Here is a 23,386-nt window from a genome sequence, read left to right on the forward strand (position 1 = left end):
CGTCTATGTAAAGAGATAGCCGCTTTTTTGTCCGCTACAACATTAAAAATATGTTACTTTATTATAAAAAAGAACAACAGAAACATTACAGTTTTGTAAAAATCAATCCAGTATATTCCTCAAAAAATCGTTCAAACCATTGATACAATAGGATTCTTCATTTTCTATTTAGGTAACTTTATCCAAAAACCCCCTCTTAAAGCGAAGTATAAAAATGCTGAAAATTCCTTTTATACTCTACGTTTCTCTTATTTCTTCCCTTTTCTTCACTTAGGATAAATTAGGTAATTTTAAAGTCTATGAATTTTTTTCCATCTTTTTTCTCGCAAATTGTATGCTACGATGAATTTGTCAGTCAGACAGGCTGTCAAAAACAAATCGTGTGAAAACAAATTAAAACTTTATATAGGGGGACACACATCATGAAAAAGCGTGTTTTATTATCTGTAGCTGCTGCAACAGCTCTTACTTTAGGAGTATCTTCTCTAGATGCACAAGCTGCAACAGTACAACCATCTAACGTAAAGGTTCAAAATATTCAGCATTCAAAGGTTATGATGAAGCAAATGAGCCAACAAGAATTACAAGCATTCTTACAATCTATGGGAGTTGAATCATTAGCACAATGGCAACAAGGAAACTTCCAACCAAACTGCTTCGTTCCTGGTCAACAACCTACTGAAAATGTTGTAACTGAACAACCAACAGCTAAGCCAGAAACTCAAAAGCCTGCTGAGCAAAAACCTGCTGCAGAAGTTCAAAAACCAGAAGCTCAAAAACCTGCTGAAAACAACAATACTCAAAAACCTGCTGAACAAAAACCTGCTGAGCAAAAGCCTGCTGAAGAAACAAAATCTTTAAGCGAGTTCGAACAACGCGTTGTTGAATTAACAAACGCTGAGCGTGCAAAACAAGGTTTACCAGCTTTAAAAATCGACAATGAATTAAGCAAAGTAGCACGCATTAAATCTGAAGATATGCAAAAAAATAACTACTTTGATCATAACAGCCCTACATACGGGTCTCCGTTTGATATGATGAAGAAGTTTGGTATTTCTTACACATCTGCTGGTGAAAACATCGCTCAAGGTCAACGTACACCTGAAGAAGTAGTACAAGCTTGGATGAACAGTGCTGGACACCGTGCAAACATCTTAAATAATGGTTTCACTCATATCGGTGTTGGCTATGTAGAAAACGGCAACTACTGGACACAACAATTTATTACGAAGTAAATAGATTAAAAGGGTCTTCTCATAATGAGAAGACCCTTTTTTATGTTTCATAACTTTCTATTATGTATGAGTATAAAGCGTAGAACATAAACAAAATAGAACCACCACTTATTACGCTAAGTAATACATAAAATCCCCATTTCAAGTTCAAAAACAATGAAAACAATATACTACATGCCATCACTTGAAAAATCCGCCTACTCACTAAACGGATCTTTTTTAATTTGATTGGGTCTTTTTCCGTACTCTGAACTTTTTTAAACGCCTTACTAAGCATAAAAAGAAACATACTAATCCCAATTGTTAGTCCTGTTTGAAAGGTTATCATGCTTCCAAAATTAATAAAGAGAATGAGCATATGGATAAACAACATAAATAAAGTAATCGTCTTTAGAAATCCACTTATAATGACATGCTCGTCTCCATTAAACTTATGTATATTATGTGAAATAATATACATGAATCCATGTAAGAAAATAATAAGACAAGGAATAAGTGCTATAACAACTTGTTTACTCATAAACTCGTTCGGCCGACCATTTACATCCCAATGTACCGCCAAATACTCTGGTAAATATGGATAGAGACATAGAGTAACTAAAAGACAAGCGAAAAATATTCCTAGTATATATTTATATTTGATCAAGTGATTCTCACCTCTCTTTTCTCTTAACGGCTTCGCTTCTTTTAGAGAAATTCCTGCAAAAATCTACTTTTCTCAACTTTAAACTTACACTTTACGCATTCACTCTTTGAAATTCTTTCATTGTATTATTTAATTTTGCAGGAAATGGTACATCCACTTCAATCTCTTCTTTCGTAATTGGATGTAAGAAGTTTATCTTCATCGCATGTAATGCTTGCCCTGTCATATATTTCGTTTGTCCACCATATAATACATCTCCAACTAATGGATTGCCATTATAGCTCATATGAACACGAATTTGATGTGTTCTACCAGTTTCTAATTGTAACGTTACGAGCGTAACATTTTGATTTTTAAAATACTTCTCTACTTTATAATATGTGATAGCTTGGTCTCCCTTTGGAGAAACACGTCGTCTCGTCGCATGATGGCGATCTCTTCCAATAGCTGCGTTAATTGTTCCTTGCTTCTTTTTTACTTTCCCTTCCACAAGCGCGGCGTATGTTCTTTTAATTTTTCGTTCCATTAATAAACGATCCATAATTGCACCAGCAATTCTATGCTTAGCAAACACGACACCACCTGTCGTATCTTTATCTAACCGATGAATATGACGAACCTTCGTCTCTAAACCTTGCATTTGAAAATGAAAGGCAACAAGGTTTGCAAGTGTTCCCGTTCCACCTTTTTCAGCAAGATGCGTATCCATCTTCTCAGGCTTGTTTACAATGAGTACGTGATCGTCTTCATATACTACATCTAACTCACCATATTCAGGCTCTACATCATACTCTTCCTCCATAAACATATGAACTTGTAACTTATCACCTTCTTTTAAAAGCTCATTCCATCTTCTCTGTTCCCCGTTAACGGTAACACCTTTTTCCATACGAAGCTGATGCAACAACTTTTTCGGTATTTCCCATTCTATTTTTAATAACGACTCAATGCTTATACCATTCCATTTTGCTGGAACAGTAATTTCGCACCATTCGCCCTTCTTCTTCGTTTCCATACTGTATCACCTTATTTCTATTGATTCTCTCATTGTAACGGAAAATACACTTTGATGCACCGTCAAAAATAGAGGACAGTCTTATAATAGACTGCCCCTCATGCTCTACGCCTTTTCATTTCCTGTAATACTTCTTCCGCTTTTTGCTCATACGATAAATCTTTAAAGAAATCCGCCAATCTTTTATAATCATTATACGTATCTAATAAGTCATCCATCTTTTCTACTTTCATCACTTGTTGTTTTTGCTTCATTTTTACCGGATAACGATAGCCCGATACTTCTTGTATTTTGTAATACTCATCCTCTACTTGAATGACCTTTACAAGCTCCTCTTCTTCCGCATCCATCGTATACCCATCAAAATCTCTAAGCAATTCATAAATGATATGAGTCCATTCATCTTTTGGATAAAAACCTTTTTCTAACCGATAACCGACAATGCGATACATATGCCCATCGTTTTCTGCAAACTGTACTGTATCATTTAGTTTAAACTTAAAATAACGAAACATTGCCTTCACCTACTTATATGTAATGTTCTTATTACATACTATTTGCAAAATGTAGGTCTTGCTATTCAAAAAAATGTTCATCTTATAGATGAACATTTTTTACGATGATTTTTCTCTTTTCTTTCGAAATGGTAACCACCAGTTCCAGTCTCCAAACAATTTCATTAAACTTGGTACAAGCATAAGACGAATAATTGTTGCATCAAGAAATATCGCTAATGCAACGCCAAGCCCCATTTGCCGTACTGGTAAAATATCAGTAAAGGCGAACGCACCAGTTACAACAATCATAATTAAAGCAGCGGACGTAATAATTCTACTTGTTGACACAAGTCCTTCTAACGTTGCTTGATCGTTATCTCCTGTTTCTTCATACAGTTCATGAATACGTGAAATAAGAAAGACTTCATAATCCATGCTAAGCCCAAATACGAGGCCGAAAATGAAGATTGGTAAGACAAATAGAACAGGACTCGCTTCTAAACCAAAATGCCCACCTTCAAATAACCAAACAACAATTCCAATTGTTGCGCTTAAACTAAGTATATTCATAATAATCGCCTTAATTGGAATGAGTATAGATCGGAATGCAAATAATAATATAACAAAGGTTGATCCAAATATAACAGACATACCAATTGCCACTTTATGTTTAATTTCATCTTCTAACTCTTGCTGGAACGTCGTCATTCCGCCTAGATAATATGTAACATCTGTTTCTTTATAATTTTGTTTAAAATCACGGACCCACTGTTTAGCAGTTTCAGTACGTGGTTTCGTTTTCAAAAAGATTTCTATCGTCGTCTTATTCCCGTTCGTATATGCTTCGAATACAGGAGCTAGTTTCGCTGCCTCTGGCGACTCTAATATTTGAGCAACTTGATTTGCTTTCATACCAGTTAACCCGTCGTATAAACTTCTTACTTCATATACTTTCTTATCATCTTTTAACTTTCTAACAACTTCTTCTACCTTTTGTAAACTTTCTTTTTCTTTCATGTCTTTTTTCGTCTCTACTACTAATGTAACATCAGCATGTGTTTTTGCAGTTTCATTAAATGCCTCTTCGTACTTCTCATATGCAACCCTTGTATCACTCTGTTTAGGTAGAGCTTCCACGTCAGGGAACTGCAAATTAGCTGTACGTAATGGTAATAAGCAAATAACAATAAATGTTGTAACAACAATAATCATCGCAATTGGATGCTTCATTACAAATTGTGCAAATTTACGCCACGCCTTTGCTGGTGTATGTGCTACTTGATTCTTTTTTAATATTCGTTTACCAATTAGTGATAATAGCGCTGGAAGAAGTGTGAGTGAGAATAAAATACTCATAATCACAACAATCATTCCGCTAATTGCAACAGACTGAATATAATCAATCTTAAAGAAAAACAAGCCGGATAATCCAACAAATACACATAATCCTGAAAATACGATGGCGCGCCCTGCTGTCTGATATGTAATTGCTATCGCTTCTTTTACCGTTCGCTTTGCAACTTCCTCTCGAAAGCGATTTACAAATAATAGCGCAAAATCAATAGATAGCGCAAGGCCGATCATTGGTGCAACATTTAACACAAAGATAGATAGTTCCTTATCGCTACCTATAAAGTATAATATACCCATCGTACTAATAACACTAAGTGCCCCATTTACAATTGGTAAAATAGATGCCAAAAGGCTACCAAATGAAAATAGTAATACGAGGAATGCAATCGGTAATCCAATCATCTCTGCTACTTTTAAATCATTTTGCGTTCTTTCATTAATCTCTTGATTAATTTTTGGAAACCCTGTAGGCGTTACTTTTAATGCTGCATTACTTTCCTTTTCGATTTTATCAGCAAATCGTAATGTCTTTTCCATTCGTTCCTTATTTGTTTTCCCGGAAAATAAAATTGTCGCATAGCCGATATCATCTTGTAACATTTCTTTCTTTTGCACTGGGTGATGGAAAGATTCAAATGTCTCTGTCTCTTGTACATTTTTTACAATTCCCTCTATTTGCTTTTGAAATTCTTCATGTGAAACACCCTTATTTTTTTCAAAAACGAGTAGGAGCGTATCTTGGGACCTCTGAAAATCTTTATCTAAAATTTCTTTCGTTTTTTGATAGTCTCCTTCTGTTTGGAAACCATCACCACCTAATACTCCCGGTAACTTTGGAGCAAAAATCCCAAGTGCGATCGCAAGCAAAAGTAAAGCTACAATTACTGTATAACGAAACTGATGCAAAAAAGCTCCTAACTTCCCCCACTTATCTACTTTATGTACATTTGTTTTCACACATTTTCACCTACTTTACATCATTCAATTGTCATTTATACTGTATCACATCTTCGTACAAACAAAAAACGTCTGGAAACACTATAATGATAGTTTTTCCAGACGTTTTTTATCTTTCTTTATTAAGCCCCCATCTCTTGGTAAGTAAACGATGGCAAAAAATCGCCATAATTAACAAAATACAACCTACGCAATAACCTGCTAAAATATCAGTTGGATAATGTACATTTAAAATAACTCTACTTAATCCAATCGATACAATTACTATTCCCATCAAAATCGTTATAACATATTTCCCAGTTACACTCTTCAAATTCGCCGCAATGATATAAGCAAGAAATCCGAATGTCATAATAGATAACATTGCATGCCCACTAGGGAAACTATACCCAAGTGCATCCAACGCCTCATTTAACGATGGGCGCTCTCTTTTCACAACTTCTTTTATCCCTTTGTTCACAAGATGTGTTATTAAAATGCCCATTGGATATACGATCATCGCAACATAATAACGTTTTCTCCAAAAAATAAGTATACTTATAACGAGCGTAGTTACGATCCCAATGGCAGACCCTAATTTTGTATAGTGTGAGAAAAATGTAAGCGAACCTTCTGTTTGTAATCCTTTTACTAATGATTGGACATATGTATCCATCACTGTAACGCCACCCGCATGTACTCGCCAAGCAACAATGCCAAATACAGCAAGTAATAACACGATACATACTACCTCATATTGATGCAACTTCTTTTTCAAGGGATTTCCTCCTACTATGAAAAAATGCGATTTCTACTTTAGAAACCGCATTTCCTTACTTATTTACCTTTTGTTTTTAACTCTGTCCAGTAACGATCATAGTCTTTTAACTTATCGTCTACATCAACAAGCCATTCTGTACGATCTAATTCTTCTTTCGTTAAGAAGATCATGTGGTTATCACGATATTCTTTACTATGAAGAGGATGAGCTTTTTCATTAGGATTACTGTATCCAATGGACTCGTAGTTTTTCACACTTACTTTCTCATCTAGTAAGTAGTTCATAAACTTCTCTGCCAGCTCTTTATGTTTTGCACCTTTTGGAATTGCTAACGTGTCAGCCCAAATTGTGCCGCCTTCTTTTGGTACAACGTACTCTACATCTTTATTATCTTTTGCGATAAATGCTGCGTCTCCAGACCAAACTGTTCCGATCCAAGCATCTTCTGTAATGAATTTTTGTTTAATATTATCTGTATCAAATGCTAATAAGTTTGGAAGTAGCTTCTGTAAATCAGTTGCTGCTGTCTTTAACTGCCCATCGTCTTTTGTGCTGTTTGAGAAACCGTTTTTCTTAAGACCCATACCTAATACTTCACGAGAATCATTTAATAAAGTTACATGCCCTTTATATTTCTCATTCCATAGGTCAGCCCAGCTTGTAGGTGCTTCTCTCACATACTTTTTATTGTATGCAATCCCTGTTACGCCCCAAGTGTATACTAAAGAATATTTATTCTCTGGATCAAACGCAGGTGTTTTGAAATTTGAAACCATGTTTTCGATATTTGGGATATTCTTTTTATCTAACGGTGCTAATAAGTCCATTTTCGCCATTGTTTTAACCATGTAATCAGATGGCTGAATTAAATCATACTTCGCGCCACCAGCTTGTAATTTCGCAAGCATTTCTTCGTTACTTGCGTACTTATCATAGTTAATTTTCACGTTATATTTCTTTTCAAAATCTCTTAGCACTTGCTCATCAAAATTGTCAGCCCAGCTATAAATGTTTAACTCTTCTTTTTTTTCACCACAACCAGCAAGTACACCAGCAACAAGGCTAAAGCTAATTGCTGCGCCAGCTAATCTTTTCATTAATTTCATCGATTTATTACCCCCTCGTACTTTCTATATCGTTCGTATTATAAAGGAAGGTGTCCTCCAGAGTTTTCTTCACCATCTGCACCTTTGTTACGGAAGATTTCAGATAGAACCATTAATCCTACGATAGCCACAATTAAAATTGTAGAAAGTGCATTAATTTCTGGTGATACTCCGCGCTTAACCATACTGTAAATGTATAATGGCAATGTTGTTGATCCTGGTCCTGATACGAAGAAACTAATTACAAAATCATCAATTGATAATGTGAATGTTAATAATGCGGCTGAAATAACTCCTGGTGCAATTGCTGGGAACGTTACATAACGAAACGTTTGCCACGGCGTTGCTCCTAAATCATTCGCAGCCTCTTCTAAATCACGTCCCATACCAGATAGACGTGCTGCTAAAATAACGACAACAAATGAAATACTAAATGTAATGTGTGCAATAATAATTGTTGTTTTGCCAAGTTCCATACCTAATTGACTAAATAAGATAAGTAAAGATAATCCCATTAAAATATCAGGAATTAAAATTGGTAAATACACAAGACCGTTAATAGCACCTTCATAACGATATTTGTAACGATGTAATGCAATAGCAAAAATCACGCCAAGAACTGTCGTTACAATCGTCGTTACGATCGCGATCGTCATACTATTTACAAACGCATCAATAACATCTTGTTTTTGAAATAAATCTGTATACCAATGGAATGTAAAACCTTCCCATTCCGCGTTAATGCGAGAATCATTGAAGGAATATACCATTAAAACCATCATTGGAAAATACAAGAACAATAAAATTAACCAAGAATAAGAAACTAAGAACTTCTTCATCTTTGCCTATTCCCCTCCGTTCCCATCATATTTATATACTTTCGTTGCACGATAATATAAGTAAATTAACAGAACAGAGAATAGAACAACAATCATAGATAACGCAGATCCAAACGGCCAGTCACGCGCTCCTAAGAATTGATTTTGAATTACGTTTCCGATTAACGCTACTTTCGATCCACCCATAACGTCTGATACAACAAACATTCCGATAGAAGAAACAAACACTAAAATAGAACCAGTAGCAATCCCTGACATCGTCATTGGTACTGTAACATTCCAAAACGCCTTTACTGGTGTTGCTCCTAAATCATAAGCTGCTTCTAACTTACGCTTATCAAGCTGCTCAATCGCTGCATACACCGGTAAAATCATAAATGGTAATAAAGAATATACCATTCCGAGTATTACAGAAGGTGTATTATATAGTAAATTTAAAGGTTCACTAATAATACCTAGTTTCAATAGCAATGTGTTTACAAGACCTTGTGAACGTAAAATAACAATCCATGCGTATGAACGAACAAGGAAGTTAATCCAAAACGGGATCGTTGCCAATAATAAAAGAATTGAACGGTATTTGCGGTCAACAATTGTAATTGTATAAGCAAATGGATAACCAATTACTAAACAGATTACTGTTGTAATAACTGCAATCTTAACAGTTTCCCATAACGTTCCCATGTATAGTGGATCAAACACACGAGCTATATTCTCTAACGTAAATTGCATTTCCACTGTTCCGTATGCTCCGCGCTGCATGAAGGCAAATGCCAATACAAACAGAAGGGGAATTAGGAAGAAGATTAACAGCCACGCGACTGTAGGTAGTGCGAGTAATTTCCCTTTTTTCAATTTAAGGTCACCTCGTCCTCTTGCTCCCAGCCTACGTATACATTATCTCCAATGCTCCACTGCGTTGCTTCTTCAGCAGTTTGATATGCCATTAGTAATTCTGATGTTTTCTCGTCACGTACATACAGCTTTTCCATATTTCCAACAAACTCAATGTCTTCAATATGTCCAAGATGGTATTCTTTTAAAATCGGCTCTTCAACTGAACGCACATTTACATTTTCAGGGCGAATTGCTACATAGCCTTCCCCGTTTTTCACAATATTATTTTCACCGATAAACGTCGCAACGAACAGCGTTTTCGGCTTATTGTAAATTTCTTTCGGCGTTCCGATTTGTTCAATATGTCCTTTATTCATAACAACGATACGATCGCTCATGCTCATCGCTTCTTCTTGATCGTGCGTTACGTATATGAACGTAATACCTAAATTACGTTGTAAGTTTTTCAATTCACGTTGCAAGTCTTTTCTTAACTTAAAGTCTAACGCCCCAAGTGGCTCATCTAGTAATAATACACGCGGGTTATTTACAATCGCTCTCGCAATTGCTACACGCTGCTGCTGTCCACCAGAAAGCTTTGCAGGTTTACGATTACGGAACTCAAGTAACTGCGTTAAACGCATTGCCTCTTCAGCACGCTCTTTCTGCTCTGCTGCCGGTACTTTCTGCATTTTCATACCGAAACAAATATTTTTCTCCACATTCATATGTGGGAATAGCGCATAATGTTGGAACACTAAGTTCATATGACGCTTATATGGTGGCAAATCGTTAATCTTTTCATCATCTAATAAAAGATTCCCTTTAGTTGGCGTTTCAAATCCTGCGATCATACGAAGTAACGTCGTTTTCCCGCAACCACTCGGTCCTAAAATTGTTAAAAATTCTCCCTCTTTAATATCTAAAGAAAGAGGTGGGATAATCACTTGACTTCCAAAATGTTTTTCTACTGCTTCAACTTTAATAATCTTTTTCATTTTCCCGTCCAATCTACCTTAAATTTTAATTTTTATATTCATGAATAAATATTTATGTTCTATAGACTATTTTTTGTTTCGATCCAAACAAAAATGGTTATTTAGCAAGCGTTCACTTCTATTCTTTATGTAGTATGTTTGATTCATTTTCGCACGATACATAATGTCGAACAGAAAAACCCCTTCCATTGCGAAGGGGCTATTATCATACGGCTACGCCTACTGATAAACACCATCATCATTTTAACAACTTTCGTATGAATTTTAAAGCACTTTTTGTAGAAGAGTAACGAATTTTCATATCGAATGCCGTAGATTGGGCTAAAATGCTTTTATAATGTGAAAAAGTCCGAAAACTTTCTTCCCCATGATAACTCCCTAATCCACTACTGCCGACGCCACCAAAAGGCAAATATGGCGTTGCAAGATGATAGACAACATCATTAATACAGCCTCCGCCATATGAAATATTACTCGTCACTTTCTTTTGTACTTCTTTATCTTCAGAAAATACATATAACGCTAACGGCTTTGGATGTTGCTGTATTGTGCCAATTACCTCTTCTATGTTGTCGTATTCTACAATTGGTAAAATCGGACCAAAAATTTCATCTTCCATAACCGCATCTTGCCATGTAATGTTCGTTACTACTGTCGGTTCAATATGTAATGTATCTTTCTTATAGTTCCCGCCAATTACGACTTGACCATCTTGTAAAAATCGACATAATCGTTCAAAATGACGCTCACTCACAATTCGTACGTAATTATCATTATGCAGTGGCTCTTTACCATACTGCTCCGCAATTTCGTTTCGCAATGCCTCGATTAATTGTTCTTTCACCGAAGCATGTACATACATATAATCAGGTGCTACACACGTTTGCCCTGCATTTAAAAACTTCCCCCACACAATTCGTCTTGCTGTTACGTCTATTTTTGCATCTTTATGTACAATACATGGGCTTTTTCCGCCAAGTTCTAACGTAAGCGGCGTCAACTGTTTCGCAGCTGCTTCCATGACAACTTTCCCAACGCCCACACTGCCTGTAAAGAAAATATAATCAAAGGGTTCCTTTAACAATTCCGTACTCTCTTCTACACCACCTTCTACTACCGCTACAAGCTCTTCTTGAAATAATTCCTCTAACATTCTCGTAAGCACTTTTGAAACGTTTGGCGTTAACTCCGACGGCTTTAAAACGATTGTATTTCCAGCTGCCAACGCTCCTACAAGTGGTGCAATTGCTAATTGAAACGGATAGTTCCAAGGTGCAATAATAAGCGTCACACCGTACGGTTCGGGCACTACTTTTCCCTTTGATCCAAAATGAGTGAGTGCTGTTCGAACATGCTTCGGTTTACTCCACGATGAAATATGCTTCAATTGAAAGGAAATTTCTTTTAATACATATCCAACTTCCGTTGTAAACGACTCATGAACTGACTTATTTAAATCTAATTTCAACGCCTGAAATATTTCTTCTTCAAAACGCTGAATGCCTTTATAAAGCTTCTTCAAATTATTCTTTCTCACTTCTACACTTCTCGTATGGCCATTATAAAAGTATGTTTTTTGTTTATTTACAATAGAAGAAACACTCATTCATCCACCTTCTCCCACTATTTTCATCCAATTCTTTCATTATTTATATATACTTTTTATGTAACTAATTTTCATTCGTAAAGTTACATTATATATAATTTCTTCTTCTATATAAAATTCATTGCTCACAAAAAACTACCGAAAGAAAATCTCTCGGTAGTTTTACTGTATTAACGATATAAACGAACAGCACCTGCAGAATTATCGTCAGCTTGTCCTACAACTTCAAACTTCAGACCAAGATTCGGTAAAATACGTCCTGCATCTGGAATCTGTTGATTAATATACTTTTTCGAATCATCAAACTTTGGCACACCTGCTAAGCCATTATACGTATACGTTCCACGCGTTGGAGATACAACTTTCCATGCTGGCGTTTTATCGAATGAGAACGCCGCATCAGCGATTTGGAATCGTGTACTACTTTCAATTGTCGGTTTACCATTTAAAGTTCCTACAATTGCTTCTGGATGAGAATCAACTACACCAAGGAAACCATGTCCTGGATGTAAACCAACCCAGTTATCTGTGTAAGCTGAGTCTGCATACCATACAACCATACCAGAGTTATATTCTGGACCGCGAGCAAATTTCAATGCGCTATCTGATCCAGTATGATTTCTCCACTCTACATAGTAGTTATGTTTTTTCTTCTCAGTTCCGTTAGAAACTGCGAAACCATCTAATTTAAATTGTGGTGTACCTTCTGCATCATCAGAGAATACTACTTTACCATCTACTGTTAATGAAGCATTATCAAGTAGGAAACCGTTTAATGCTAAACCACCGTCTGTAATGTACTCAAATGTTAATTTTACTTTCTTACCTTTGAATTGGCTTAAATCATATGATTTGTCAACCCATTTTCCATTTGTCGAATCTGCATTTCCACTATTTGCTTTCTCACCAAGTTTTTCAATTAGCGTTTTTTGACCATCTTCTGTTACAGCATGTACTTCAAGGAAATCATACTCTGCTTCGATTTCATATAACGATTTGAAATCAAATTTCGCAGTCGTTGCATTCGTTAAATCGAACAGCGGTGTTTCTAACGTTGTATGAAGATTGTCACCTTTTGTGCTGTAGTAATACTGCTTACCAAATGCTGGAGCAATCGTTTTTATATCTTTATCTGGTAAGTTTACACGAATCATACCTGGTCTTGCTGATTTCGTAACACTTTGGTCTAAATATGTTGCTAGACCGATACCTTTATTTAATTTCTCGTAATCTACTTCTACGATATTCGCCCAGTTACCACCAATTGTTTTTTGGAAAAACTCTTTATTTTGTGGTGAGAAACTCGTTGGCGTTGTTCCTGCAATCTTACCAGCCCAGCTTCCGCCACTCATAACAGACCAAGCTTGAATTGGCTCACCATGACCGGTATAGTCTGTATCATACTCATCTGGAAGACCTAAATCATGACCATATTCATGCGCGAATACACCAACTGCGCCATCTTCTGGTTCAATTGTGTAGTCGAATGCCGCTATCTTTCCGCCCCAATATGGAACTTTCGCTTGTGTACCTTCAATTGGGAATGGTTTTGGTCCAACTGTCCAACGATGTGACCAAATTGCATCGTCACCTAATTTACCACCGCCCGCTTCTTGTCCAACACCTGCATGAATAATCATTAAGTGATCGATTAAACCGTCCGGTTGCTTTTGATTTCCATCACCATTTACATCGTATTGATCGAATTGGTCAAACTCAGATAAATCAATACCACTATCTACAGCTGCTTTTAATGCGTCTTTTACTAAATCACGTGGTCCTTTTGGTCCTTTATTATCATGACCTGTAGCAGCATCCGCACCGTAATCAGCCGCTTTACCAGGAACTGTTAACCATTTAGTAACCGTTCCGTCTACTGTGTAACTACCACCAGATTGCTCTTCGTAATATTGTTTAAACGTTTCGATTTTACTTCCATCCTCTAACGCAAATGGTTCATCACCGAACAACATTTTTTCATAATGTTGTTTATTGAAATCTTCTGAATACATATAACCAGGTTCTTTATCGATATTGTTATGTTTAAAGTCAGCGTACTCTACAAGTAAAACGAGTACTTTATCTTTACGAACTTCACCGTTATATTCTTTTTGCTTTGCTGGAGATGTTGGTACTTTACCATTTAGACCACCTTTAACTGGCCCTGTCGCTGCAGGTGTTCCTGTTGCAGGTTTATCTAACTTTTCTTTCGTATCTGCTTTTGCATCTTTCACTTTCTTTAAAAAGTCAGATGCTTCTTTCGTAAGCGGGTCCCCATTTGTTACTTCTTTCCCAGGATTTTCACCCTTTTTGTTCTCTACATACTTTTCGACAGCTTTCTTTGTTTCTGTCTCTGAAGCCTTCGAATCAATTACCCCACGTTTTTTTAGCGCATCTGCTAAACGTTCTTCCGGAATTAAATGATCATCAACTGGGCTCGTAGCTGTCTTATTCACAGGCGTTTCAGCATATGCAGATTGAGTACCAGCTCCGAACGAAAGGCCTAGTACAGCTGTCAAAGCGATTGATGATAAAACTTTGAACGGTTTCTTGTTCATCCCTTATTTCCTCCCCTAATAAATAATATGTATTACAAATTGAATTTTATTAAAAATTCAATATTTTTTCAATATTTAGTCATATTATGTAATGTTTTTAATATATTTGTAAAAATTCCATAGTTTGCATACGAATATATCACAATTCAACAATGTTTTCTGAAAATATTGAAAATATTTGTCAGAAACTTTATAATCGCCATAGAGGGAATTTAATGGGGATTTTATCTTTGTTTTATCTATAAAATATTTGATAATTCACTACATAAAAATACAAAATCCGATTGCATTATCACGTATTCTGTAGCAGCAGTTATGACCGATAATTAGGGAGGAATTACATTTGTACAAAGATAAGACTGACGCATTGGATCAAGAATGGATTGATTTAATACTTGAAGCTCTAGACGCTGGTATCGCCCTGCAAGATATCGAACATTTTTTCCAACGTACGAAACCATCAAGCCAGGCTCAATAGGTTTGTTCTTTTTAGCGAAGTTTATGTTATAATAATGACATCATAAGAAGACGACATATTGATAGAAAGGTGCGCAAATATGATTGGAGAACGTATAAAACGCCTGCGTTTACAAAAAGGTATTTCATTAACTGAACTTGCCGAAAAAGCCGGTGTTGCTAAATCTTACATTAGTTCTATAGAACGAAATTTACAAAAAAACCCTTCCATTCAGTTTCTTGAAAAGATCGCAGCAGTTCTACAAATTCCAGTTGATACTTTACTTCATGATGAAACAACAAAGGAAACTAACCTAGACTCCGAATGGACACAACTCGTTAAAGATGCGATGAGCTCTGGCGTCTCCAAAGAACAATTTCGTGAATTTCTTGAATTTACAAAATGGAAGCAAGATCAAAAATAATAAATAGAAAGAAGTGCTTACAATCGGCACTTCTTTTTTCTTTATAAAAAAAAGCGGGGGATACCCGCTTTTTTTATTTATTATCTTTCTTCGCCATCTGCTTGATGAGCGTTGAATGTCCATTCTAAGTTTAATGAATCACCTTGGAATTTATTTTGATCTTCTTGATTATCTGTGAATTCAAATTGTACCCATAAATAGTCCTCTGTACCAGCATCTAAGCCACCGTTTTCTCCCCACTCAGGAGCAAAGATTGCTTTAGCTAAAACATCTGGCTTTTCATTTTGTAACTTAGCTAATGTTGTTTCATATACAGGCTCACTTTGTTTATCCCAATTCCAAATGAATTTCACCTTAATATGCTCACCAAAGTCTACACCAGCATTATCACCTTTTGCATCTTTCACAGTATACTTTGTTGCTAATTGGACATCTTTAATTGCTATCGTACCACTGTTCTTTAATAAGAATTCTTTCTTAACAGAATCCCCTGGTTTTAAATCTTTAATATCTACAAGCGTTTTAGGGTCTAATGTAAGATCTAACGTCCCAGCTGCAAATGTATTGTTCGATACTTCTTTATCGCTAAAGTAAGCGAATGTTCCTCCACCAATTAAAGATAACCCCAATGCTGCTGATGCAACTCCCATACCTAATTTCTTTTTCAGACTCACAATCAATTCCCCCTAGCTGTTTTTTATATTTTTTATTGCTATCTCTTATTTAAAATAAGAGATGTAGCTAAAGCTATATTAGCTTAGCTAATATTTGTTCTTTTTTAAAAACCTTAAGTTCATTATAACGAACGTGACTATATAAATACAACACATATTTATTAATATTTTCAGTTATTTTTATTTCTCAATATTATTCTGAATTTTCGGCAAATTTTTGAGGAATAGAGAAAAAATTTGTTGTTTTTTTGACCTATCCCCCACTAATTAGTAGCCTTCATCCATCTAACTACCTCTAAGTGGCTAAATAAAATAAGAAGGACACGAAAAATAGGCGAGTGATAGTGCTCTCTCACCTATCTGTTTTATAATCCCTATCTACTTTGGAGTATTACTATAATTTACTTGCTATCTTTATTTTTCTGTTCTTCTTGTTTTTTACTTTCTTCTAGCTTTTTCGCTTCCTCTTGTTTCTTCTTCTCTTCTAGTTTTTTCGCTTCTTCTTGTTTCTTCTCTTCTAGTTTTTTCGCTTCCTCTTGTTTCTTCTTCTCTTCTAATTCCTTTTGTTTCTCAGCCTCACTCACTTGTTTTGCTGTTTCATCTACTAGTAACTTCTCAAAATCTTGAATTTGTTTATCAATCACCTGTAAATTAACTTCTTTATCAACATACTCACAGTTTTCTTTCACTATATGAAAACCAGCATTCACATACGAGAATACTTGCTTATTCGATTCAGTTCCATTTCCTTTTAACTCTTCTTGTACTTGATTATAAGGTTCTTCTATTGATTTATATACTTTTTGTAACGATTCTCTCTCAGTAGCTATTTTCTCTCGCCCTTGCTTCCATATAACAAGCGCCTGTTCTAACTCTTGAGCGGAGCTAACAGTTAATTTTGATTTCATCCCTTCATACTCATGCAAAATAACTTCCTTATGCTGCTTAGCTTGTTCTATTAATTGATCAACTGTTTTCGGAAAAATACTTGCTGTAGAAATAGTGGCCTCTACTTTCGTTTCATGAATGAAAGCTGCTTCTGTATAAGTCATCATTTGAGAGCCTAAATAAAAAGTAATAGAACACAAACATGGCAATATAAGCATCTTTTTGAATTTACGAGGTTGCTTCAGCATTTTAATCTCTCCTATCGAACAACTTGTTCTTTATCAAGAACTATATCTTTATTATAATAAAGTGAATTACAAAATGATATAAAAATTATCTTTCTTTTTACATTTCGCTTTTAGCAGAAAAAGAGACTATCACTTTCGATAGTCTCTTTTTGTTGTCCTTATTATTTTGTTTCACCATCGCCTTGCTGTGCATCAAACGTCCAAGTTAATTGTAACTTATCGCCTTGGAATTCATTTTGATCTTTTTTATTATCAACGAATTCAAATTTCACTTTGAATTTATCAGATTTACCTGCTGAAATACCTTTTTCATCCCAGAACCAAGCAGCTAAATCGTTATTTACCGCAGTAAGTGTGTCACCCTTCAATTTATCTAGCGTTGTTTCTTTTACGATTGTTTCATGCTTGTCTACATTTTTTAAGAATGTTACTTTAATATGTTTACCAAAATCATCTTTATTATCTTTCTTCACATCTTCAACATTGTAATCTGTTTTTAGTAGTACTTTTTTAATATCTAATGTCCCTTTATTTTCTAATTTAAATTCTTTTTCAACTGTATCACCAGGCTTTAAATTCGATACATTAACAACTGTTGATGGATTTAATGCTAAATCAAGCGTACCAGACGCAAATGTATTATTTGACACTTCTTTATCGCTAAAGTATGCAAATGTTCCTCCGCCAACTAATGCCGCTCCTAATACTGCTGATGCGATACCCATCCCTAATTTTTTCTTTAAAGTCATGCCCATATCCCCTTAATATATATTTGTTAACTTCCTAACCGGAAAGTATAACCAAACGAACTAGACGGATTGTTCTACTTTTTTCTCTTTCTTTTCTCCGTCGATGCTACGAATAGCACTAAAAATAGAAATCGCGGAATAGCCTAGTAAAAAGACTCCTGGAATAATAAGAAGCAAAGCAGCTCCAGCTTTTGAATTTGCATAGTTTAATGCATACCCTGCATAAGGAACTGTAATATCTGCATATTTCCCAATGACATTCTCCGCAAGCACTGGTTCTAAATCAGGGCCGTTGTTGTTATCCCCTTTTGTTTCATACATTACTTTTCCATTTGTATCTTTCACACCGATAATACGGTGAGTGATAATTTTTTCATCTTTCTCTTTAAAGGTAATAACATCACCTTTTTGATATTTAGAACCATCTTTCGTCGGTTCTATCGCAATGATTGATCCTGTTAAAAATGTTGGCTCCATCGATCCTGAAAGAACACTCTTAAATTGATATCCCATCACCGTTGGATCACCACCGCTCGCTTTTGAAGAAATAACTACAAAAGCTAAGCAAACCATTAACGCAAATAAAACAAATGAGATAACGTTGCTAATCACCTTCCAAATTAATTTCATCGTTTCTCTCCCTCTCCGCTGTTTTATATTATTTGAAGTATGCAATATTCACCTTCGTTCTTTAACAAGAACACAAGTAAATAATATAACGAACTAAATGGAAATGCAATAAGAAAATTTATAATTATCAGTTATTTCCAACATAAAAAAAGACTGTGACAAAGTCTCTTCACAGTCTTTTAAACTAGTAATTTATTTTTCTTCTGATCCCATTCCTTTTGTATTTCGGCGTAGCACTACAAATAAAATGGCTCCAAATAATATGGCAGCACCTATCCCAATGCTTATCATTTTCACATTTGAGTCTTTTACTTCAGGCTCAACCGTATCTTTTTTAGGCATCGCAAAAGTAACATCTTCTTTAGAAAGAACATTTATCGTCGCAATTGTTTGATTATTTTTCGTAATATCAACTGCACCAACTACCTCACCACGATGAATTCCTTTATGATACAAAGAATCTTTATCTAATGAAGCAGCACGGAAAGTCGTCCTCACATTTTTCCCTTCATCTTTCTTAAGCATCAGTTCTGCACTTTGTTCAAGTTCGCTATCAATATCTTTATTTAAATACGTTGTCTTTTGATGCCAACTATGTTTATCTAGTACAGTTTGCTTCACAAATTGACCGAAAGAATAGTCCGCCATCTGCTTTAAATCTTCATAAATTTCAGGTCTTTGAGAAGCCATTACTACATTTATAATACGATTTCCATCCTTCTCATTTAATAAAACGAGTGTATTGCGCGCTTCATTTGTAAAACCCGTCTTCCCACCAATACTAAATGGATTTTCAAAATAAGTAGATTTATTAAAAATAGACACCGTCTGCCTAGATGTCGTAACTGTCGTTCTTTTCGTGTTCATCGCTTGTAAAATTTCAGGATACTTTTGTACACCTCTTGTAATCATGGCCATATCAAATGGCGTAGTATAATGATTCGGATCATGCAATCCATTCGGTGTGACAAAATGACTATCTATAGCTCCTAATTGCTTCGCTCTCTCATTCATCATATTAGCAAAATTCTCAACACTTCCACCAATACGCTCCGCAATCGCATACGACACATCATTCGCACTCAGCACCATTAAAATCATAAGTGCAGTATTTCTATTAACCGTCTCACCAGGTTGAAACTCAATTTGATAATTACTCTTCTCTTGATCTAATGCTAATTGTGAAAACGTAAATTGATCCTCTGGTTTCGTATGCTCCATAAGTAAAATCGCCGTTAACACTTTTGTCATACTAGCCGGAAATGCACGATGATGTGCGTTTTTATCGTACAAAACATCTCCAGTTTTCGCATCAATCGTAGTTGCAAACTGACTAAAAACATTTGGCCCTTCCTTAGGTGGTGGTGCCACTTGTTCTGGATTCACTCCAATATTTGTCTCAGCACGTAACGTCATAGGTGTTAAAAAAAACAAACAAATAACGGTAATAAAAGCCAAGATTTTTTTAAAATTTACCATATGACTCTCCCTTTTCATATACTCCCACAGTAAAAAAACTGAATCTACCAATTCATATGCAATTTGTATTAAATTGGAAGAATATTAACTGTTTTTTACTATATCATACTTTTACGATAAAGAACATAAATATACAATAAAAAATAAGAAAGAATTATTCTTTCTTATCCTTCTCATCAATCAATGAATCTATTAAATTTTGACTAGCTTCCTCAGGTGTAATCTCATCTGTCATCCCCATAAACGACCAACCTTTAGAATCGACCCACTCAACAAACTCTTGTAAAAACTCATCATGTGTAACATCCACATCAAGAATCGAGCCATTAATCGAAATCGTTCTATTTCTAGATACGCGCATCTTGAACGTTTTCCTTACCATTACAATAATTCTCCCTCTACTCTTGAATATTTATAAAATAATCTTGTATCTCTGTTATACATGATTTTAAGTAAATTGTAAAAAGGATATATTGGCCAATTTGGATCTTGAAACTGCAAATCTATCATCCTACAAAAATGTCAAACAATATGTAAATGATTATAAACTACTAAATAAATTCACATAAAAACAAACCGACTTATATTTTATCACACCGAATACAAATGATTTTAGTACAATAAAATGGAATATATTAGAAAACACCTGAAAACGAGGAGGAACTCCATGGCGCGCTGTACGTTTTGTAAAACGAAATGGAAAGTAAAAGATGTATGGTCGATACTAGTGACATTTGAAAAAGATTGTCCGTATTGTTTTGGAAGGCAATATCTATCAAAGAAAACAGTGAACGCTATGCCAGAACTTTTAAGCTTACCTTTACACTTCCTATTCCCTTTTCTTGTTGATTTAAGTGATGAAGGTCCTTGGGATTGGTATAGAAAAAAATAATATAACCGCTTTATTCGAACCCACCTTTCATTAAATTCTCTACTTATATATTCTTTAATACACTACTAGCGTACTTCCAAATACTTTCCTTTCAAAAGATTAATATAAAAATATTGTAAAATTTCAGTTAATTATATATAATTACTTTAGCATAAAAATTAAAGATGCTGTTACATACACATTTTGAAGATCCCGTAGCTCAGCAGGGAGAGCGCCACCTTGACAGGGTGGAGGTCGTGAGTTCGAGCCTCTCCGGGGTCATAAAAAAGAGACACCATATCAACCTTCTACGTGATATGGTGTCTCTTTTTTTATCTAATTCAATTACTTCCCACCAAACATCTTCTCCAAAGAATTCGCATTAGCAAACAATACTTCTTTCAAGTTATCATCAGCAACGATTTTATAGTCGCCACCTTTGTCTTTCTTTAAGTTCAATGTAACTTTGCGAGTTGCCATTGCTGCATCTTTATCCGCTAAGTTTTTGACGATAGTTGATGTCATTGTTTTTTCGATTGCTTTTTCAGATTGTTCTTTGTCTTCGCTAAAAGCGCTAGCAAAGGCCATTGGCATAACTTCTCCCACAGCTTTTGTTACAGCAACAGATAGATCGGCAGATGTAATTTCCACTTGCACTTCTGCTTTGTCATCCTTTTTCGATACTTCTTCTAGCTTTTCAAATTTAAAGTTTTTCGTAATTGCACTTAGCATTGCTTTTGCCTCAGCATCATCTGTTTTTTCATTTAGTTTATTAAATTCCTTGTCACTCTCAACAAATGTACGAGCCTTTTCTACATCACCTTTTTGTATCGCTGTTAAAAATTCTTCTGTAGTATCTTTCGGATTTGCACACCCTGCTAAAACACCTACTGTTAATCCTACTACCATCATTAACAGTAATAATTTCTTTATCTTTTGCACGCTCATTCTCCTCTTATCTTTTCTAGTAAGTCAGCATTATACAATAGTATGAAACTGACATTACAAACGTTTTTTAGTATAACATTTATATGATTTATTTTCTATTCATTCCCAACAGATAAGAAGCCTTGTAGCATTCCTACAAGGCCCTTTTCTATCAATCCGTATCCGCAGCACAAATGAACCACAATTTATGCTCCTTACTATCTAACACCATCCAAGTATTATCCCATGCAACATCATAAAACCAATCTGTCCAAGGAGCATGACTTTCGAATGCTATAATATCCTCATAACGATCTTGGAACATATATTGGCATACATCGCTCGCTAATTGCTTCGCGATTACCATTCTCTCCGGAAAGTATTTATATGCTCCTCCTCTTATAATTTGAAATGCAATACTCCCATCAAGCATTACCGCACTTCTATATTGAAATTGAGATTTATATTTTTCTGATGTATGTATTTTTAATTCCTCTAAGTCTTGGATTATATCTAAAGAACTGAAGATTTTTCTAAAAAAATGCTCGTATCTATCTCTTTCATAAGGTATTTCTTTGAAAACTTGTTCGTCATGTACTTTAAAACAGCTTATTATTGCGCCACCATTTAAGTTTTGTTCCTTAAACGTGTTTATAATTTTCTCAATAGATGAGTCATTCGTTTCTATTTTTTCAAAAGTTCCTGCTTTCCATCTCATAATGCCCACTACTCTCTATTAAAAATTTGTTTCTTCATTATAAATAGCAAAATAAAAACCAGCAACTTTAAGATTGCTGGCTTATCTCTTATTCATATTCGAAAAAACAATAACAATTGCTCCAAGTACATAATGCCCCGCTACCATCCACATACTTCGATCAAAGATCATAAGCGATAACCAAAGCGATATATTCATAGCAGCAAATAATAAGTATAAAATAAAGTCTCTCTTTTGTAGTGCCCCTCTATTCATTACATGGGTATTTTAGGGTTTTATACCAAAAAGAAAAACCTCACTAAAGTAAGGTTCCATTTTTATATTCTATAGTGATTGATTTATTAAAACGATCATTACAATAATCGCTATAAACATAACAACTAAACAGCCGATCATTTTATAAAAGCCTCTTTTCGTTAACGTTCCACCTTGAACGTCTTTCCGAATAAATAAGAATACGGCTAAAAATAATACAAGCCCAATGCCAAAAGCATACATCATTTGCATATGTTAATCTTCCTTTCTCTCTTCCATCTTAATATCTTTTCGATAAAACAACAAATGAGATAAAAACTGTACTCATCGTAAGTGCCATAAGTATGTTCAATAGTTCAGTAGCAGATAGTGTAAGTATTTTTAAATTTAAGCCGATAGAGAAAAGAAGATAATATGCGGTTAGTGCAAAAAAGGTCACGAACATTCCTTTATAACGAATGAGTTTCATTCGCTCATCTTTTTCTTTAAATTGTGGGTGCAAGTAACTTAAGCAGAAACTCATAATCATCATCCCAAGTAATGGATAAGTTATAGCCGGCGGGGCAGAATGCGTCATTATACCTGTTAATATCATAAATCCACTCATAAATAGAAAAATAATTCCCATAATAACGAAGTACTTTTGTGAATAGTTCATC

The 23,386-nt window shown here is 35.1% G+C and carries 25 protein-coding genes and 1 tRNA gene; 5 read left to right on the forward strand and 21 right to left on the reverse strand.

What is annotated here, in order from left to right; all coding sequences use genetic code 11:
• Window positions 1–422 precede the first annotated feature (422 nt).
• Window positions 423–1,235 carry a CAP domain-containing protein gene (locus tag CO726_RS25355; protein WP_099686094.1) on the forward strand — a complete coding sequence of 271 codons (813 nt, stop codon included), beginning with the start codon at window positions 423–425 and terminating at the stop codon, window positions 1,233–1,235.
• Between the two features lie 40 nt (window positions 1,236–1,275).
• On the opposite strand, the gene CO726_RS25360 is transcribed toward CO726_RS25355, so the two are convergent.
• The 11 genes from CO726_RS25360 to inhA1 all read right to left on the reverse strand — a co-directional run bounded on the left by CO726_RS25360 (window position 1,276) and on the right by inhA1 (window position 14,407).
• On the reverse strand, window positions 1,276–1,881 hold the full coding sequence (locus CO726_RS25360) for a DUF1648 domain-containing protein (protein ID WP_099686095.1): 606 nt from the start codon (window positions 1,879–1,881) through the stop codon (window positions 1,276–1,278).
• A 91-nt stretch (window positions 1,882–1,972) separates the two neighbouring features.
• Complete coding sequence (locus CO726_RS25365) at window positions 1,973–2,896, reverse strand: RluA family pseudouridine synthase (RefSeq protein ID WP_099686096.1); 924 nt, start codon at window positions 2,894–2,896, stop codon at window positions 1,973–1,975.
• A 98-nt stretch (window positions 2,897–2,994) separates the two neighbouring features.
• Window positions 2,995–3,411, reverse strand: coding sequence for a hypothetical protein (locus CO726_RS25370; protein WP_060630031.1), 417 nt, complete (start codon window positions 3,409–3,411; stop codon window positions 2,995–2,997).
• Between the two features lie 99 nt (window positions 3,412–3,510).
• Window positions 3,511–5,703, reverse strand: coding sequence for an MMPL family transporter (locus CO726_RS25375; RefSeq protein WP_099686097.1), 2,193 nt, complete (start codon window positions 5,701–5,703; stop codon window positions 3,511–3,513).
• Between the two features lie 109 nt (window positions 5,704–5,812).
• A complete protein-coding gene (locus CO726_RS25380; RefSeq protein ID WP_099686098.1) occupies window positions 5,813–6,460 on the reverse strand; it encodes a phosphatase PAP2 family protein in 648 nt (215 codons plus the stop codon).
• Between the two features lie 59 nt (window positions 6,461–6,519).
• Window positions 6,520–7,569, reverse strand: a complete 1,050-nt coding sequence (gene potD, locus CO726_RS25385) for a spermidine/putrescine ABC transporter substrate-binding protein PotD (protein ID WP_099686099.1) — start codon at window positions 7,567–7,569, stop codon at window positions 6,520–6,522.
• A gap of 38 nt (window positions 7,570–7,607) precedes the next feature.
• On the reverse strand, window positions 7,608–8,408 hold the full coding sequence (potC, locus tag CO726_RS25390; RefSeq protein ID WP_000714199.1) for a spermidine/putrescine ABC transporter permease PotC: 801 nt from the start codon (window positions 8,406–8,408) through the stop codon (window positions 7,608–7,610).
• 6 nt (window positions 8,409–8,414) lie between these two features.
• Window positions 8,415–9,263 (reverse strand): spermidine/putrescine ABC transporter permease PotB, encoded by an 849-nt coding sequence (potB, locus tag CO726_RS25395; protein WP_000715496.1) that lies wholly within the window; start codon window positions 9,261–9,263, stop codon window positions 8,415–8,417.
• A complete protein-coding gene (potA, locus tag CO726_RS25400) occupies window positions 9,260–10,243 on the reverse strand; it encodes a spermidine/putrescine ABC transporter ATP-binding protein PotA (RefSeq protein WP_136699847.1) in 984 nt (327 codons plus the stop codon). The genes potB and potA overlap by 4 nt, the downstream gene beginning before the upstream one ends.
• A 238-nt stretch (window positions 10,244–10,481) precedes the next feature.
• On the reverse strand, window positions 10,482–11,849 hold the full coding sequence (locus tag CO726_RS25405; RefSeq protein WP_099686101.1) for an aldehyde dehydrogenase: 1,368 nt from the start codon (window positions 11,847–11,849) through the stop codon (window positions 10,482–10,484).
• A gap of 170 nt (window positions 11,850–12,019) precedes the next feature.
• Window positions 12,020–14,407 carry a M6 family metalloprotease immune inhibitor InhA1 gene (gene inhA1 / locus CO726_RS25410; protein WP_099686102.1) on the reverse strand — a complete coding sequence of 796 codons (2,388 nt, stop codon included), beginning with the start codon at window positions 14,405–14,407 and terminating at the stop codon, window positions 12,020–12,022.
• A gap of 343 nt (window positions 14,408–14,750) precedes the next feature.
• Between inhA1 and CO726_RS25415 the strand changes: the two genes are divergently transcribed.
• Together CO726_RS25415 and CO726_RS25420 are read left to right on the forward strand one after the other, a co-directional pair.
• The gene (locus CO726_RS25415; protein WP_060630024.1) at window positions 14,751–14,885 is read left to right on the forward strand and encodes an anti-repressor SinI family protein; all 135 of its coding nucleotides are present in this window, start codon (window positions 14,751–14,753) and stop codon (window positions 14,883–14,885) included.
• Between the two features lie 79 nt (window positions 14,886–14,964).
• Window positions 14,965–15,288: a helix-turn-helix domain-containing protein gene (locus tag CO726_RS25420; protein WP_099686103.1), complete on the forward strand. Its 324-nt coding sequence runs from the start codon at window positions 14,965–14,967 to the stop codon at window positions 15,286–15,288.
• Between the two features lie 80 nt (window positions 15,289–15,368).
• Here the strand turns inward: CO726_RS25420 and calY are convergent, their stop codons facing one another.
• The 6 genes from calY to CO726_RS25450 all read right to left on the reverse strand — a co-directional run bounded on the left by calY (window position 15,369) and on the right by CO726_RS25450 (window position 20,338).
• Window positions 15,369–15,962, reverse strand: coding sequence for a biofilm matrix protein CalY (gene calY, locus CO726_RS25425; protein WP_087965352.1), 594 nt, complete (start codon window positions 15,960–15,962; stop codon window positions 15,369–15,371).
• 401 nt (window positions 15,963–16,363) lie between these two features.
• Window positions 16,364–17,098 (reverse strand): DUF4047 domain-containing protein, encoded by a 735-nt coding sequence (locus CO726_RS25430; RefSeq protein ID WP_099686104.1) that lies wholly within the window; start codon window positions 17,096–17,098, stop codon window positions 16,364–16,366.
• 161 nt (window positions 17,099–17,259) lie between these two features.
• Window positions 17,260–17,847, reverse strand: a complete 588-nt coding sequence (locus CO726_RS25435) for a CalY family protein (RefSeq protein ID WP_000172849.1) — start codon at window positions 17,845–17,847, stop codon at window positions 17,260–17,262.
• A gap of 60 nt (window positions 17,848–17,907) precedes the next feature.
• Entirely contained in the window at window positions 17,908–18,477 is a 570-nt protein-coding gene (sipW, locus tag CO726_RS25440; RefSeq protein WP_087951725.1) for a signal peptidase I SipW, read from the reverse strand.
• A gap of 192 nt (window positions 18,478–18,669) precedes the next feature.
• The gene (locus tag CO726_RS25445) at window positions 18,670–19,956 is read right to left on the reverse strand and encodes a D-alanyl-D-alanine carboxypeptidase family protein (protein WP_099686105.1); all 1,287 of its coding nucleotides are present in this window, start codon (window positions 19,954–19,956) and stop codon (window positions 18,670–18,672) included.
• A 154-nt stretch (window positions 19,957–20,110) separates the two neighbouring features.
• Entirely contained in the window at window positions 20,111–20,338 is a 228-nt protein-coding gene (locus tag CO726_RS25450) for a hypothetical protein (RefSeq protein ID WP_000251865.1), read from the reverse strand.
• Window positions 20,339–20,623: 285 nt separating this feature from the next.
• Here CO726_RS25450 and CO726_RS25455 point away from each other — a divergent pair, with 285 nt between their 5' ends.
• Both CO726_RS25455 and CO726_RS25460 read left to right on the forward strand, forming a co-directional pair.
• Window positions 20,624–20,848, forward strand: coding sequence for a hypothetical protein (locus CO726_RS25455; RefSeq protein ID WP_099686106.1), 225 nt, complete (start codon window positions 20,624–20,626; stop codon window positions 20,846–20,848).
• A gap of 188 nt (window positions 20,849–21,036) precedes the next feature.
• A tRNA-Val gene (locus tag CO726_RS25460) sits at window positions 21,037–21,109 on the forward strand.
• Window positions 21,110–21,172: 63 nt separating this feature from the next.
• On the opposite strand, the gene CO726_RS25465 is transcribed toward CO726_RS25460, so the two are convergent.
• From CO726_RS25465 to CO726_RS25485, 4 genes are all read right to left on the reverse strand, one after another.
• Window positions 21,173–21,769: a hypothetical protein gene (locus tag CO726_RS25465; RefSeq protein ID WP_136699848.1), complete on the reverse strand. Its 597-nt coding sequence runs from the start codon at window positions 21,767–21,769 to the stop codon at window positions 21,173–21,175.
• Between the two features lie 157 nt (window positions 21,770–21,926).
• Window positions 21,927–22,472 carry a hypothetical protein gene (locus CO726_RS25470; protein ID WP_136699849.1) on the reverse strand — a complete coding sequence of 182 codons (546 nt, stop codon included), beginning with the start codon at window positions 22,470–22,472 and terminating at the stop codon, window positions 21,927–21,929.
• Between the two features lie 324 nt (window positions 22,473–22,796).
• The gene (locus CO726_RS25480; protein ID WP_001178300.1) at window positions 22,797–22,979 is read right to left on the reverse strand and encodes a DUF3976 domain-containing protein; all 183 of its coding nucleotides are present in this window, start codon (window positions 22,977–22,979) and stop codon (window positions 22,797–22,799) included.
• Window positions 22,980–23,007: 28 nt separating this feature from the next.
• Window positions 23,008–23,385: a hypothetical protein gene (locus CO726_RS25485; RefSeq protein WP_001109902.1), complete on the reverse strand. Its 378-nt coding sequence runs from the start codon at window positions 23,383–23,385 to the stop codon at window positions 23,008–23,010.
• Between the last annotated feature and the right edge of the window lies 1 nt (window position 23,386).

Source organism: Bacillus fungorum, from assembly GCF_002746455.1.
Classification (GTDB): domain Bacteria; phylum Bacillota; class Bacilli; order Bacillales; family Bacillaceae_G; genus Bacillus_A; species Bacillus_A fungorum.